Annotated in this window: 10 protein-coding genes; 3 read left to right on the plus strand and 7 right to left on the minus strand. The window is 67.3% G+C overall.

All coding sequences use genetic code 11. The features are described 5' to 3' along the window. Window positions 1-181 precede the first annotated feature (181 nt). Genes pyk through AWC08_RS00275 form a run of 3 tightly spaced genes read left to right on the plus strand, consistent with a single transcriptional unit; the run spans window position 182 to window position 5,270 of the window. Complete coding sequence (pyk, locus tag AWC08_RS00265) at window positions 182-1,600, plus strand: pyruvate kinase (protein WP_065133468.1); 1,419 nt, start codon at window positions 182-184, stop codon at window positions 1,598-1,600. 4 nt (window positions 1,601-1,604) lie between these two features. After that, window positions 1,605-2,471, plus strand: a complete 867-nt coding sequence (locus AWC08_RS00270; protein WP_083271385.1) for an acyl-CoA thioesterase II — start codon at window positions 1,605-1,607, stop codon at window positions 2,469-2,471. Window positions 2,472-2,474: 3 nt separating this feature from the next. Next, window positions 2,475-5,270 carry a TIR domain-containing protein gene (locus AWC08_RS00275; protein ID WP_082986269.1) on the plus strand — a complete coding sequence of 932 codons (2,796 nt, stop codon included), beginning with the start codon at window positions 2,475-2,477 and terminating at the stop codon, window positions 5,268-5,270. On the opposite strand, the gene AWC08_RS00280 is transcribed toward AWC08_RS00275, so the two are convergent. The 7 genes from AWC08_RS00280 to AWC08_RS00310 form a co-directional block, all read right to left on the minus strand. Next, window positions 5,267-5,761 (minus strand): MTB12 family secreted protein, encoded by a 495-nt coding sequence (locus tag AWC08_RS00280; RefSeq protein WP_065133465.1) that lies wholly within the window; start codon window positions 5,759-5,761, stop codon window positions 5,267-5,269. The two genes, AWC08_RS00275 and AWC08_RS00280, sit on opposite strands and share 4 nt — an antisense overlap. Before the next feature lie 45 nt (window positions 5,762-5,806). Then, on the minus strand, window positions 5,807-7,450 hold the full coding sequence (gene cydC / locus AWC08_RS00285; protein ID WP_065133464.1) for a thiol reductant ABC exporter subunit CydC: 1,644 nt from the start codon (window positions 7,448-7,450) through the stop codon (window positions 5,807-5,809). Then, on the minus strand, window positions 7,437-9,050 hold the full coding sequence (gene cydD, locus AWC08_RS00290; RefSeq protein WP_069435179.1) for a thiol reductant ABC exporter subunit CydD: 1,614 nt from the start codon (window positions 9,048-9,050) through the stop codon (window positions 7,437-7,439). Before cydD ends, cydC begins: the two co-directional genes overlap by 14 nt. 56 nt (window positions 9,051-9,106) lie before the next feature. Continuing rightward, window positions 9,107-10,147: a cytochrome d ubiquinol oxidase subunit II gene (gene cydB, locus AWC08_RS00295; protein ID WP_065133463.1), complete on the minus strand. Its 1,041-nt coding sequence runs from the start codon at window positions 10,145-10,147 to the stop codon at window positions 9,107-9,109. A 20-nt stretch (window positions 10,148-10,167) separates the two neighbouring features. Beyond that, window positions 10,168-11,637: a cytochrome ubiquinol oxidase subunit I gene (locus tag AWC08_RS00300; RefSeq protein ID WP_065133462.1), complete on the minus strand. Its 1,470-nt coding sequence runs from the start codon at window positions 11,635-11,637 to the stop codon at window positions 10,168-10,170. Between the two features lie 97 nt (window positions 11,638-11,734). Beyond that, window positions 11,735-12,304, minus strand: a complete 570-nt coding sequence (locus tag AWC08_RS00305) for an HdeD family acid-resistance protein (protein WP_085087269.1) — start codon at window positions 12,302-12,304, stop codon at window positions 11,735-11,737. Between the two features lie 49 nt (window positions 12,305-12,353). Then, a complete protein-coding gene (locus AWC08_RS00310) occupies window positions 12,354-13,685 on the minus strand; it encodes an adenylate/guanylate cyclase domain-containing protein (protein ID WP_069434403.1) in 1,332 nt (443 codons plus the stop codon). Window positions 13,686-13,912: the final 227 nt, after the last annotated feature.

The following is a 13,912-nucleotide window of genomic DNA, read 5'->3' on the forward strand; positions in this document are numbered from 1 at the left end:
GACACCCCCGCCCAACGCTTAGCAGCCCTGCTCGATCAAGCCGCCTAACCGCGTTGCACTAACCACTTGACATTGAGGCGCCGAACATGAAGCTGGCTGCACGCTCGAGGCGCCGGGCCGCCACGCGCGTCAAACCTTCCAGTCACGCTGATGCCATTGAGCGCGACTATGCTTTGTCGTCGTGACTAGACGCGGAAAGATCGTCTGCACCCTAGGGCCGGCCACCCCCACCGACGAGTTGGTCCGTGAACTCGTTGAAGCCGGAATGGACGTCGCCCGAATGAACTTCAGCCACGGCGACTATGCGGATCACGAAGCCGCGTACAACCGTGTCCGCCGCGCGTCCAACGACACTGGCCGCGCCGTCGGCATCCTGTGCGATCTGCAAGGCCCCAAACTCAGGCTGGGGCGTTTCGCCGACGGGCCCACCTACTGGGCCGACGGCGAAACCGTCCGGATCACCGTCGCTGACTGCGCCGGCAACCACGACCGGGTCTCGACCACCTACAAGCGCTTGGCCGAAGACGCCACGCCCGGTGACCGGGTGCTCGTCGACGACGGCAAGGTCGGACTCATCGTCGACCGCGTCGAAGGCGACGACGTGGTGTGCAAGGTCGTCGAAGGCGGCCCCGTCAGCAACAACAAAGGGATCTCGCTGCCGGGGATGAACGTGTCCGCCCCGGCGCTGTCCGAAAAGGACATTCAGGACCTGACGTTCGCACTCGAGTTGGGCGTCGACATGGTGGCGCTTTCCTTCGTGCGCTCGCCCTCCGACGTCGAGCTGGTGCACGAAGTGATGGACCGGGTCGGCCGGCGGGTACCGGTGATCGCCAAGCTGGAGAAGCCCGAAGCGATCGACAACCTTGAGGCCATCGTGCTGGCGTTCGACGCGGTGATGGTGGCCCGCGGTGACCTCGGTGTCGAGCTGCCGCTCGAAGAAGTGCCGCTGGTGCAGAAGCGCGCCATCCAGATGGCACGCGAGAACGCCAAGCCGGTCATCGTGGCAACCCAGATGCTCGACTCGATGATCGAGAATTCCCGGCCCACCCGGGCCGAGGCCTCCGACGTCGCCAACGCCGTGCTCGACGGCGCCGACGCGCTGATGTTGTCCGGCGAAACCTCTGTCGGCAAGTACCCGCTGCAGGCGGTTAAGACCATGTCGCGCATCGTCTGCGCGGTCGAGGAGAATTCGACCGCCGCGCCGCCGCTGACGCACGTGCCGCGCACCAAGCGAGGCGTGATCTCCTACGCCGCGCGGGACATCGGCGAGCGCCTGGACGCCAAGGCGCTGGTGGCGTTCACCCAGTCCGGCGACACGGTCCGGCGGCTGGCCCGCCTGCACACGCCGCTGCCGTTGCTGGCGTTCACCGACCTGCCGGAGGTGCGCAGCCAGCTGGCTATGACGTGGGGCACCGAGACCTTCATCGTTCCGCACATGAAGTCCACCGACGGCATGATCCGTGAGGTGGACAAGTCGCTGCTCGAGCTAGGGCGCTACAAGCGTGGCGACCTGGTGGTCATCGTCGCCGGGGCGCCTCCCGGCACGGTGGGCTCGACCAACCTGATTCACGTGCACCGCATTGGCGAGGACGACGTCTAACCGCGTGTCTGACTTCGACGAGTTGTTGGCGGTGCTGGACCTTGACGGTGTCGGCGACGACCGATTCGTCGGATCTCACCCCAGTAAGAACCCCATGCGTACGTTTGGCGGTCAGCTGGTGGCGCAGTCGTTCATCGCAAGCACCCGCACGCTGATCCGCGCCAACCTGCCGCCGAGCGCCCTGTCGGTGCACTTCATCAACGGCGGCGACACGCACAAGGACATCGAATTCCACGTCGTGCGGCTGCGCGACGAGCGGCGCTTCGCCAACCGGCGCGTCGATGCGGTACAGGACGGCACGTTGCTGTGCACGGTGATGGTCTCCTACATGTCCGGTGGGCGGGGTCTTGAGCACGGCGTCAAGCCGCCGGCGGTCGCCGAACCGGAATCGGTACCCCCCCTCGGCGAGCTCTTGCGCGGATATGAGAAAAGGCTCCCGCACTTCGTGAACGCGCTGCAGCCCGTCGACTGGCGCTACACCAACGACCCGTCCTGGGTCATGCGCGACAAGGGCGAAACCCTTGCCTACAACCGGGTTTGGCTCAAAGCATCGGGCGCAATGCCCGATGATCCGGTGCTGCACACCGCGGCGATGTTGTACTCCTCGGACACCACCGTGTTGGACTCGGTGATTACCACCCACGGCCTGTCGTGGGGGTACGACCGCATCTTCGCCGCCTCGGCCAATCACACGGTCTGGTTTCACCGCCAGGTCAATTTCGACGACTGGGTGCTGTACTCCACCTCGTCGCCGGTCGCCGCCGACTCGCGCGGACTGGGCACCGGGCATTTTTTTGATCGCTCCGGACAGGCCATTGCAACCGTCGCACAGGAGGGCGTGTTGAAGTACTTCCCTGCACCGAGCAGATAACCTGTGCCGCCGCCTCCGGCCCCCGCGTCACGTGCGCGTGACTATGACGCCTTTCTGTCGTACACGCGCCATGACCGTCGGGCGGCAGCGGGGATTCAGCAGGGTATGCACCGTATCGGACGGCGACTGGGGCAGCTGCGGGCGCTGCGGGTGTTCCGCGACGACACGGATCTGACGGTCAGCCCGGACCTGTGGGGCAAGATCACCGACGCCCTGGACCGGTCCCGATTTCTGGTCGCGGTGCTGTCGGACAAGGCGGCCGAATCGTATTGGGTCAACCGGGAAGTCAGCTACTGGCTCGAGCGCGGCGGCCGCGACCGGCTGCTGCTGGTACTCGCCGGTGGCCGGCTGCACTGGGATGCCGAACACCAGCGGTTCGATCCCGCAACGTCGAGCGCCGCGGTGCCGGTGCTGACCGAACCGGGCGTGTTGCCGGCAGAGCCGTTCTTCATCGACGTCAGCGATAACGCCCCGTGGAATCCGCATGCGGCGACGCTGCGGGAGAAGATCACCGCTTTGGCCGCGCCGATTCACGGCGTGCCCAAAGATCAACTGGCCAGTGACGATCTGCGTGAACGGCAACGGTTTCGCCGGTTACGGGCCGCCGCGATCGCTGGCATGGCGGTGTTGACGGTGGTTGCCGTGGTCGCTGCGGTGTTCGCGGTCGTCCAGCAACGGGAGGCGGTGCACCAGCGCCAGCAGGCCGTCCATCAGCGCGATCAGGCGGTGGCGCTGAAGTTGACTTCCCAGGCGCAGACGATGCTGGCCGGGATCGCGCCCGGCGGTGACGTGCGGGCCATCCAGCAGATCCTCGCCGCCCCGGTGATCGCGCCGGCCACCGAACTGGGCGCCCTGCTCGACACTCTGGTCGCACGGCGCAGCACGCTGAAGATCTTCCCGCTGGCTCCGTCCTCCGGGGTGATGGCGCTCAGCCCGGACGGACGTCGCATCGTCTCCGCCAGCGACAACACATTGCGGTTGTGGGACGCCGCGAACGGAGCACCCGTCGGCGCGCCCCTGGTCGGCCACACCGAAGCGGTGTCGAGCGTGGCGTTCACGCCCGACGGCAGCCGGATCGTCTCCGGCGGTCGCGACGACACGGTGCGGATCTGGGATGCCGTGACCGGCGCGCCGGTCGGGGTGCCGCTGACCGGGCACACCGACGCCGTGTCCGGCGTCGCCGTGAGTCCCGACGGGCGCCGCATCGTGTCCGGCAGCTGGGACAAGACGGTGCGGCTGTGGGACGCGGGCACCGGCGCACCGATCGGCGCGGCACTGCTCGGCCACACCGACCAGGTCACGTCGGTGGCGTTCAGCCCGGATGGGCGCCACGTCGCTTCCGGCAGCGCCGACAACACGGCACGGTTGTGGAGCGTCGCGACCGGGCCCGCAGCTGCCCCGCCGCTGACCGGCCACACCGACGACGTGGTCGACGTGGCCTTCGGCGCCGACGGCCGCCGCATTGCGACGGCGAGCTGGGACGGCACCGTTCGGTTGTGGGACGCCGGCACCGGCGCACCGGTCGGCGCGCCACTGACCGGGCACACCGACCAGGTGCTCAGTGTGTCGTTCAGTCCGGACGGACAACGCATCGTCTCCGGCAGCGCCGACGACACCCTGCGCTTGTGGGACGCCGCCACCGGCGCCGCGATCGGCGCGCCGCTGAGTGGGCACAGCGGTCCGGTTTTCGACGCCGAGTACAGCCCCGACGGGCGTCGTATCGTCTCCGGCAGCACCGACGACACCGGGCGCTGGTGGGACGCCGTGCCCGATGCGCCGCTCGGTCTGGCGCTCACCGGTCATAGCAACGGCGTGGAGAGTGTGGCATTCAGCCCGGACGGACGTCGTATCGTCTCCGCCAGCATCGACGGCACGCTGCGGCTGTGGGACGCCGGCAGCGGGGCGGGGATCGGTGCACCCCTGCTCGGACACACCAACAAGGTGACCGGCGTGGCGTTCAGCCCGGACGGCACGCGCATCGTCTCCGGCAGCGACGACGGCACGCTGCGGCTGTGGGACGGCGCCACCGGCGCTCCGATCGGTGCACCGTTGACCGGCCACACCAGCGCCGTGACCAGCGTGGCGTTCAGCCCCGACGGGCGGCACATCGCCTCCGGTAGCACCGACAAGACACTGCGGTTGTGGGATGTCGCCACCGGTGCCCCGGTCGGCAACCCGCTGACCGGTCACACCGGCTTCGTGGAGGCCGTCGCGTTCAGTCCGGACGGTCGGCGCATCGTCTCGGCCAGCTGGGACAAGACGTTGCGCCTGTGGGACGCGCAGACCGGCGCGCCCGTGGGGGAACAGCTGACCGGACATACCGCGCCGGTGCGCGCCGTGGCCTTCAGCCCGGACGGGGCGCGCATCGTCAGCGCCAGCTGGGACAAGACGCTTCGCCTGTGGAACGCGGTCACGGGCGCATCGATCGGTGCGCCGCTGACCGGTCACACCGCGGTGGTGCGTGCGGTGGCCTACAGCCGCGACGGGCGCCACATCGTCTCCGGCAGCGCCGATCACACGGTCCGGTTGTGGGACCCCGGCACCGGTGCGGCGGTGGGTGCGCCGCTGACCGGTCACACCGCCGTTGTCACCAGTGTGGCGTTCAGCCCCGACGGACGCCGCGTGGTGTCGGGCAGCCAGGATCAGACGCTGCGGGTGTGGCCTGGGCCTAACGCATGGTCGGAGTTGTTGTGCGACAAGATCACTGGGAACATGAGCCATCGTCAGTGGCGGGACTGGGTCTCTCCGGACATCGACTACCGCACCGTGTGCCCGGAGCTTCCGGTAGCACCGGATTAGCTTCTGGCCGCGCCGGTTTCCTCCAGCAACGTTACGGCGGAAGCTCGGGAGATCTTCCAGCCGCCCTGGTTGACGAACGTCAGGTTCTGGGTCACCGGGTTCAGCTTGGGGCCGGAGATCGTGACGTCAGCCGAAACCGTGTTGGCGCCGGTGGACAGGATGTTGGTCACGGTGGCCTTCAACGGCAATTCGCCATGTGCGACAGCTTGTTTCAGCCGGGCATCGGCCAGATGGGCCTCCATGGGGCTGATGCCGCCCTCGACCAGATGGCTCTTGTCCGAGAACGGGACGGTGGTGTCCTGCAAGGCGTTGAGTAGGTCGAATAGTTGGCCAGCAGTGGGCAAGTCGGCTGCCGGATCGAGCGGCAGGGGCGCCGCGAACACGACGGGTCGGACATCGGAGGCTGACGGGACAGAGGGCCCTAAGCCGACCACTCCGGCAGCCGCCGCGGCGATCGCCACGACGCCTACCGTGAAACGTTTCGCTGGCACGCCCCGATACTAATCCCGCGGTGTGTCGCTGACTCACGCTACAGTTCATGCCGCGCCGGCGACAGCTGTGACGGGGCAATCGACGTCAGCCGGAAGGTGATGAGTCGCCACCACCACCGTTCTGGTGGCCGGCATCAGTTCGGTATCTCCGGACAACAACGCACGCAGGATCCGGTCGGCGTCGGCCGCGTCGAGGTGTTCGGTGGGTTCGTCGAGCAGCACGATCGACGCGGGGGAGAGCAGCGCTCGGGCCAGCAACATCCGCCTGCGCTGGCCGGCCGAGACTGCCTGCGCCCCAGCGGTCAGCACGGTGGACAGACCGTCGGGCAGGCCCGACAGCCAACCGTCCAGGCCGACAGCGGTCAGGGCCGCTAGGAGCTCGTCGTCGTCGCAGTCACCGCGGGCCACCAGCAGGTTGTCCCGGACGGTGGTGGCGAAGATATGGGCGTCCTCGGCGAAGAAGCCGACCGCGCGCCGTAATTCGTCTTCGGCGATCCGTTGCAGGTCGATGCCGTCCAGCGTCACCTGTCCCTGCGCGGGCGGTAACAGCCCAGCCAGCGTCATCAGCAGAGTCGTCTTGCCGGAGCCGCTGGGACCGGTCACAGCCAGCCGCGCGCCCGGTGGCAGGTCGATCGCGACGTGCAGCGTGGGCGCGCCCGGGTGGCCGACGCTCGCGTGAGCGGATAACCGACCCAAATGCCTTGCCGGAGTCAGCTTTTGTGTGCCGGTCGGGGCGACCGGCGGGACCAGCTCCAGTAGGCGGCGCGCCGAAATGCGGGACCTGGTCAATTGGACCGCCGCGCCCGGAAGAGTGCCGGTCGCTTCGAAAGCCGACAGCGGCAACAGCATCAGCACGGCCAGCGTCGTCGGAGCCGCGGCGGGCGCCATCGCGAGTGCGGCCACCACGGCGCCGATCACGCTGACGCCGATCGCCGCCGTCGGCACGGCCTCGGCAATCGCGGCCGGCCTGGCGGCGGCGTCTAGTGCTGTGCCCCAGGCCCGTTGCTGTCGCCGCGATTCGGCGATGACGTTCGGCAGTACACCCGCGACCTTGAGTTCCGGCGCGTGCTCGAGCGCCAGCATCGCCGCGCTGTCCCGCTCGGAATGGCGTTGGCGGGCAACGGCTTCCTGAGTGGATGCGGCTCGCCCGGCCAACCAGGGCGCGACCACGCCCGCCAGCAGAAGACAGATCGCGAGCACGACGGCTGCCGGCAGTGAGATCATCGCGACGACCACTACGGCGGCCAGCGACAGCACCGCCGCGACACCGATCGGCACCAGCGCCCGCACCAGCACGTCGGCCAGCGCGTCGACGTCTGCGCCCACCCGGGCCACCAACTCTCCGCTGGGCAGGCGCACGGCGCCCGCGACCGGCCCGGTGGCCAGCCGGTGATAGATCTGCGCGCGGGCCGTGCCGGCGGCCCGTAAGGCCGCGTCGTGGGTGACCAGCCGTTCGCAGTAGCGCAGCACGCCACGTGAGATCGCGAAGGTGCGCACGGCGACGACCGCAACGGACAGGTCGAGCACGGGCGGCATCTGGGAGGCCCGCGTGATCAGCCACGCCGACACTCCCGCCAGCGCGAGCGCGCTGCCCAGCGCCAGCACTCCCAGCGCCACGGCGGCGATAAGGCGGGGGAGTCGGGGACGCAACAGATCCGCGGTGAACAGGAGGGGATTAGACCGGTGCATAACGCGCCTCACTCGCGGCGACCACCTCGACGACCCGGTCGCCGATCGCGACCACCGGCGCGCGGTGCCCGACAACCACCACCGTCGCTCCGGCGCGGGCGCGCGCGACAATCGCCGCGAGCACCCGTTGCTCGGTGTCGGTGTCCAGGTGGGCAGTGGGTTCGTCGAGCAACAACACGGGCGCCGGCGACCCGAGCGCCCGGGCCAGGCCCAACCGCTGCCGCTGTCCGAGCGACAGCCCCACCCCGCCGCGGCCCAGTTCGGTGTCCAGCCCGGCCGGCAACTCAGCCAACACTGTGTCGAACCCCGCTGCGCTGCAGGCACTCTCGAGATCGTCGAGGACGCCGAACAGCTGCAAGTTTTCGCGGACGGTGCCCGGGACCAGCGCCGGGCGCTGGGCCAGCCACGAGATCTGACGCCACCACTGAGTGGGTTCCAGCTCACCGATGGAGATCCCGTTGACAGTGATAAGGCCTGAAGACGGTGGCGTGAGGCCGGCGATCACCTGCAACGTAGTGGTCTTGCCCACGCCGTTGTGGCCCGTCAGCACGGTCACCTCGCCCGGTTCGACGACCGCGCTCAGATCGTGCGGTGAGTAGCCGTCCCGCCCGGCCACGCAGAGGTTCTCGATACGGATCTGCGCGCCGCGCGCGGTCACCGCTCGCTGACCCGATTGCGGTGACTCAGGGTCGCCGATGAGAGCGAAGGCCTTGTCGGCTGCGGCCCTGCCGTCCTGGGCCGCGTGATACTCCACACCGATGCGTCGCAGCGGCCAGTACACGTCCGGGGCCAGCAACAGCACGGTCAGGCCTACGCTCAGGCTCATCTCGCCGAACACCAGGCGCAGGCCGATGCCGACCGCCACCAGGGCCACACCCAGGGTTGCGAGCAATTCGAGCACCAGCGCCGACAGGAACGCGATCCGCAGGGTGGCCATGGTCGAACGGCGATGGGCGGCACTGAGTTCGTCGATGCGACGTTCGGGGCCGGACGCGCGGCCCAGGGCGCGGAGCGTGGGAATGCCGGCGACCAGATCCAGCAGGCGGGACTGCAGTGTGGTCATGGCAGCCAGCGAGGATGCCGATCGCTGTGCCGTGGCCAAGCCGATGAGCACCATGAAAATCGGGATCAGGGGCAGCGTGATCACCACGATCAGCGTGGATTTCAGGTCGTAGCATGCGATCACCGCCACGGTGGCCGGCGTCAGAATGGCGGCCGACAGCAGGGTGGGCAGATAGCCGGTGAAATAGGGACGCAGACCGTCCAGTCCACGGGTGACCACGACCGCGGCGGCGTCACGCTGAAGCGCCAATTCGCTGGGCTGGCGGTCGGTTACCGCGGTCAGTACCCGACCGCCAAGCTCGGCGATGACCGCGCTGGCCCCCCGCTGCCCCAGCCGTGCCTGCAGCCAGTGGATGAGCGCGCGAAACATCCACAGCGTCAACAGGATCGACAACGGGCCGACCCAGCTGTGCAGGCTACGCGCCGACGGATTCGTCGCCACCCGCGCGACGACGGACCCGAGGATGATCGCCGAAACTATTGCACAGCCACTGATCACCACTGCGCAGGCCACCTCGGCGGCCAGGTAACGGCGCAGCGCGTCCGACGCCCGCCACAACCGCGGGTCCAGCGGTGCCCGAGAGCCTCTCTCGCTCAGGACGGGCGCCTGGTCAGACCGATCGACGGCGGTATTCCGTCGGCCGAAATGCGTTGCCGGAAGACCCAATACGTCCATCCCTGATAGGCCACCGTCAACGGCGTCATGATCGCGGCGACCCACGTCATGATCTTGAGTGTGTAGGGCGTCGACGAGGCGTTGTAGATGGTGACGTTCCACTGGCTGTTCAGCGTCGAGGGCACCAGGTTGGGGAACAGCGCGCCGAACAACAGCACCACAACGCTGGCGACCACCAGCAGGGCACACAGGAAGGCCCAGCCGTCGGAGGCTTGCCGCCACGCCAGCAGCACCGCCGCCAGCTGGGCCAGGACTGCCACGCCCAGCACGGCCCAGGTCCAGTCCTTGCCGTAGGCCAGTTGCGTCCAAACCCCAAAGCCCGCAACCAAGGCGGTGGCAGGCAGGGAGAACCAGCGGGCGAACCGGTGAGCGTCATCGCGGATGCCGCCGGCGGTCTTCAGTGCGACGAACAACGCGCCGTAGAACAGGAACAGCGCGGCGGTGGCCACGCCGCCCAGCAGCGTGTAGGGGTTGAGCACATCGCCGATCGCGAGGTTGACCTGGCCGTCGGCGTCCACCGGTAGGCCACGCACCAGGATTGCGAACGCCGTGCCCCACAGGATCGCGGGCAGCCACGATCCAATCGCGATGCCGAAGTCGGCCCAGCCCCGCCACTTGGTGTCGTCGACCTTGCCGCGCCACTCGATCGACACGATGCGCAAGATCATGCCGAACAGGATCGCCAGCAGCGGCAGGTACAGCGTCGAGAACACGGTGGCGTACCAGCCGGGAAACGCCGCGAACATCGCTGCGCCGCCAGTGATCAGCCAGACCTCGTTGCCATCCCACACCGGGCCGATGGTGTTGAGCGCGGCACGCCGGTGAGCTTCCCGGTCGCCCTTACTGACGCGGGCAAGAGGTTCCATCAGCATGCCCACCCCGAAGTCGAACCCTTCGAGGACGAAGAAGCCTAGGAACAGCGCCGCGATGAGGCCGAACCACAACTGTTGAAGGTTCACGTGTCAGCTCCTTTGCGGCTCTAGTAGGCGAAGGACAGGGTTTTGACCTGCTCTTGGTCGGAGTCCTGGTCCTCCGGCGGCGGTGCGGCCGGTTCGGCGTCGTGTTCCTGCGGCCCTTCGACGATGTAGCGCTTGAGCAGCCAGAACCAGATGACCGCCAGGACGGCGTAGACCAGAGTGAAGGTGGCTAGCGAGGTGACGACCATGGCGGGGGTGTTGTGTGAGACGCCGGCCGCGACGGTCAGGTGAACGTTCTGATCTCCGGTGGGATTCGGGGCCACAATCCAAGGCTGACGGCCCATTTCGGTGAACACCCAGCCGGCGATGTTGGCCAGGAACGGCGTAGGAATGGTCAGCAGCGCGAACCAGGCGAACCAGCGCTGGTTGGGGATGCGCCCACCCCGGGTGAGCCACAGCGCAAGCAAGGCGAACAACACCGGGATCGCCAGCAGCCCGATCATCACGCGGAACGACCAGTAGGTGACAAACAGGTTGGGGCGGTAGTCATTTGGCCCGAACCGCTGTTCGTAGTTCTTCTGGATGTCGCGCACGCCCTGCAGCGTGACGCCCTCGGTCTTGCCTTCTGCGAGGAACGGCAACACATAGGGCACCTCGATGACCCGGGTCAGGGCGTCGCAGTTGTTCTGCCGCCCGACCGTGAGGATGGAGAAGTCCGGATCGGTTTGGGTGTCGCACAACGATTCTGCGGACGCCATCTTCATCGGCTGCTGCTGGAACATCAGCTTGCCCTGGTGGTCGCCGGTGAAGAACAGCCCGACGGTGGCCAGCAACACCACCCAGCAGCCCAGCGCGGTCGCGGGTCGGTACATCGCCCGGGTGCCAGGGTCCACGGTGGTGGTCTGCGACCGCACCAGCCACCACGCGCTGACGGCGGCGACGAATGTGCCGGCCGTCAGCAACGCACCGGTGACGGTGTGACTGAACGCCGTCAGCCCGGTGTTGTTGGTGAGCAGCGCCACGATGCTGTTCAGCTCGGCGCGCTTGGTCTGCGGGTTGTAATGAACGCCGACCGGGTGCTGCATGAACGAGTTCGCCGAGATGATGAAGAACGCGGACACATTCACCGAGATCGCCACGATCCAGATGCAGGCCAGGTGCAGCAGGCGGGGCAACCGGCTCCAGCCGAAGATCCACAGACCCAGGAACGTCGATTCGAAGAAGAACGCGAGCAGGCCTTCCATGGCCAGCGGCGCGCCGAAGACGTCGCCGACGAACCGCGAGTATTCGCTCCAGTTCATCCCGAACTGGAATTCCTGCACGATCCCGGTGGCTACGCCGATGGCGAAGTTGATCAGGAAGAGCTTGCCGAAGAACTTGGTCAGCCGGTACCAGGCGACGTTGCCGGTGGCCATCCAGGCCGTCTGCATGATCGCCAGCAGCGGGGCCAAGCCGATGGTGAGCGGCACGAAGAGGAAGTGGTAGACGGTCGTAATGCCGAACTGCCACCGCGAAATATCCACGACGTTCATCTGTTAACTCCCGAGGGGCGGGGGATAGTCCAACAGCTACGACACAGTGTAGTAGTTGTGGTTGGCCATCGCTGACGTGAGGGATTGGACGGGCTGGTTACCTGAGGTTTTGGGAGGCCTTACGGATCCCGAAGGCGGACACGATCTCGAATACGCCGATGACGATGCACCAGACGCCGACGACCAGTGCGAGGGTGATGATCGAATCGAACGGTGAAGCCATCACCACGATTCCGGCGAGCAGGCTGATGATGCCGATGAAAATCTGCCAGCCGCGACCGGGCAGAGCCGGATCGCTGATGGCCGATACGGTGGTCGCGACACCGCGGAAGATGAAGCCGACGCCGATCCAGATGGCCAGCAATAGCACGGCATTACCGAAATGCCGGAACGCCAGGACGGCCAGAATCAGTGATGCGGCGCCGCTGATAAACAGCAGGATGCGGCTGCCCGCCGACACGTGCAGCGCGAACGCGAAGGCCACCTGCGCGGCGCCCGTGATCAGGAGGTAGACACCGAACGCGATTGCGGCCACCAGAACGGACATACCCGGCCACGCCACGATCAGGACGCCTACGGCCAATGACAAAACGCCCGATATCAGCGTGGTCTTCCAGAGATGTGGCAGCAAACTCGGAGGAGGCAACGTCGCGGAACTGTTTTCCATGCGCACCAGTGTGGCGCATGTGGTGGTCCCGGGATAGGGGCTTTTGACCTCAGACGTGCGCGGCGCGTGGATCTTCGGCGCGCACGTCGCCGGGCTCTTCCGGCACCTTGCGGCCGACCAGATACCAGGTGCGCATCACGCCTTTGCCCTTGACGTCGATATAGCCGCGTTCGCGCAGCACAAAATCATCCTTCAAGTGCTGATAGACCTCGTCAGGCACCTGGATCTGCCCGACGGAGTCGGTCGATTCCATGCGGGAGGCGACATTGACGGCGTCGCCCCAGACGTCGTAGAAGAAGCGGCGGGACCCAACGACACCGGCCACCACCGGGCCGGTCGCCAAACCGACCCGCAGTGGAACCGCGCGTCCGTGCGGGTCCTTCAGTGCGGCAGCGACGTCCGCCATATCCAGGGCGAAGTCGGCCAGTGCCTGGACGTGGTCGGGCCGGGGGCGGGGTACGCCGCTGACCACCATGTAGGAGTCACCACTGACCTTGATCTTCTCCAGCCCGTGCTTGTCGACCAGTTCGTCGAAGGCGCTGTAGAGGCGGTCCAGGAACCGGACCAGGTCGGCCGGTGGGGTGCTGCTGGCGCGCTCGGTGAACCCGACGATGTCGGCGAAGAGCACCGAGGCTTCGTCGTACTTGTCGGCGATGACGCGTCGCTCCGGCTCTTTGAGGCGTTCGGCGATGCTGGCGGGCAGCATGTTGGCCAGCAGTGCTTCGGAGCGCTCGTACTGGTCTTCCATCGCCGCCTCGGCACGGGCGGTGTCGCGCAGTGCGAACCAGACCGTCACCACCACCACGACGCAGGCGGACAGGGTGGTGATGACGAAGCCCGTCGTTTGTGCCCACGGCGGCTGCAAGCCCGTGTCGCGAGGAATGACCAGCTCGGCGGTGATGACCAGAGCCGCAGAAATAGTGGCCAGGATGCCCGCCAACACGATGTGCTCGATGCCCAGCACCAAGACCACCAGGCAGGCGCCGACCAGGAAGAAAAGCTCAGCGCCCGATCCGGTGCCGACTTCCCAGCAACTCGCGAACACCGTGATGTTGGCAGTGAGAATGAACGTCAGCGGCGCCACCAGCTCGCCGAAGCGGTGCAACATGGGAACGATCGCGAATATCAGCATGCCGGCGATATTGATCCAGAGGACTTCCCACAGCCACGAGCCCATGAAGAACTGGACGGCGATGAAGCTGGCGCTGATCATGACGGACAGCCAGGCGGCGATGTTCAGGATGCGGGCCCGGCGCGCCGCGCTGGCGGCGTAGTGCTGCCGTGGGTCGCGGCTCGGCGAGCGGACGGCGGCGACACAATCTGGACGGCGCTGGTCGCCGTCCGCGCCGGCCGATCGAACACCGCATTTCTTAGCGGCCACGGATAGAGCCTAACTGTTGACCTCAACAAACGAGGGATTCTGTCGTCCGCTATTCCATCGGAGTCAACAAGCCGAGCAGCATCGGCATTCCTGCCAAACCCGATACGGTGGCGGGTCAGGCGTTGGTGGCTCGCCGGCCGGCGGTTCGAGCATCAGGATCGCGCGGTCGAAAGCGCAGCCTCATCGTCGGCGCGCGGCTCGATGCCTTCGGTCATCCGCCGAGATAA

The sequence above is a fragment of the Mycobacterium gordonae genome (assembly GCF_002101675.1).
Classification (GTDB): Bacteria; Actinomycetota; Actinomycetes; order Mycobacteriales; family Mycobacteriaceae; genus Mycobacterium; species Mycobacterium gordonae.

What these genes read in the sequence shown, in the direction of transcription:
- cydC (WP_065133464.1), bottom strand. Translation starts at nt 7,450, where the DNA reads ATGCACCGGTCTAATCCCCTCCTGTTCACCGCGGATCTGTTGCGTCCC.
- AWC08_RS00300 (WP_065133462.1), bottom strand. Translation starts at nt 11,637, where the DNA reads ATGAACGTCGTGGATATTTCGCGGTGGCAGTTCGGCATTACGACCGTC.
- AWC08_RS00305 (WP_085087269.1), bottom strand. Translation starts at nt 12,304, where the DNA reads ATGGAAAACAGTTCCGCGACGTTGCCTCCTCCGAGTTTGCTGCCACAT.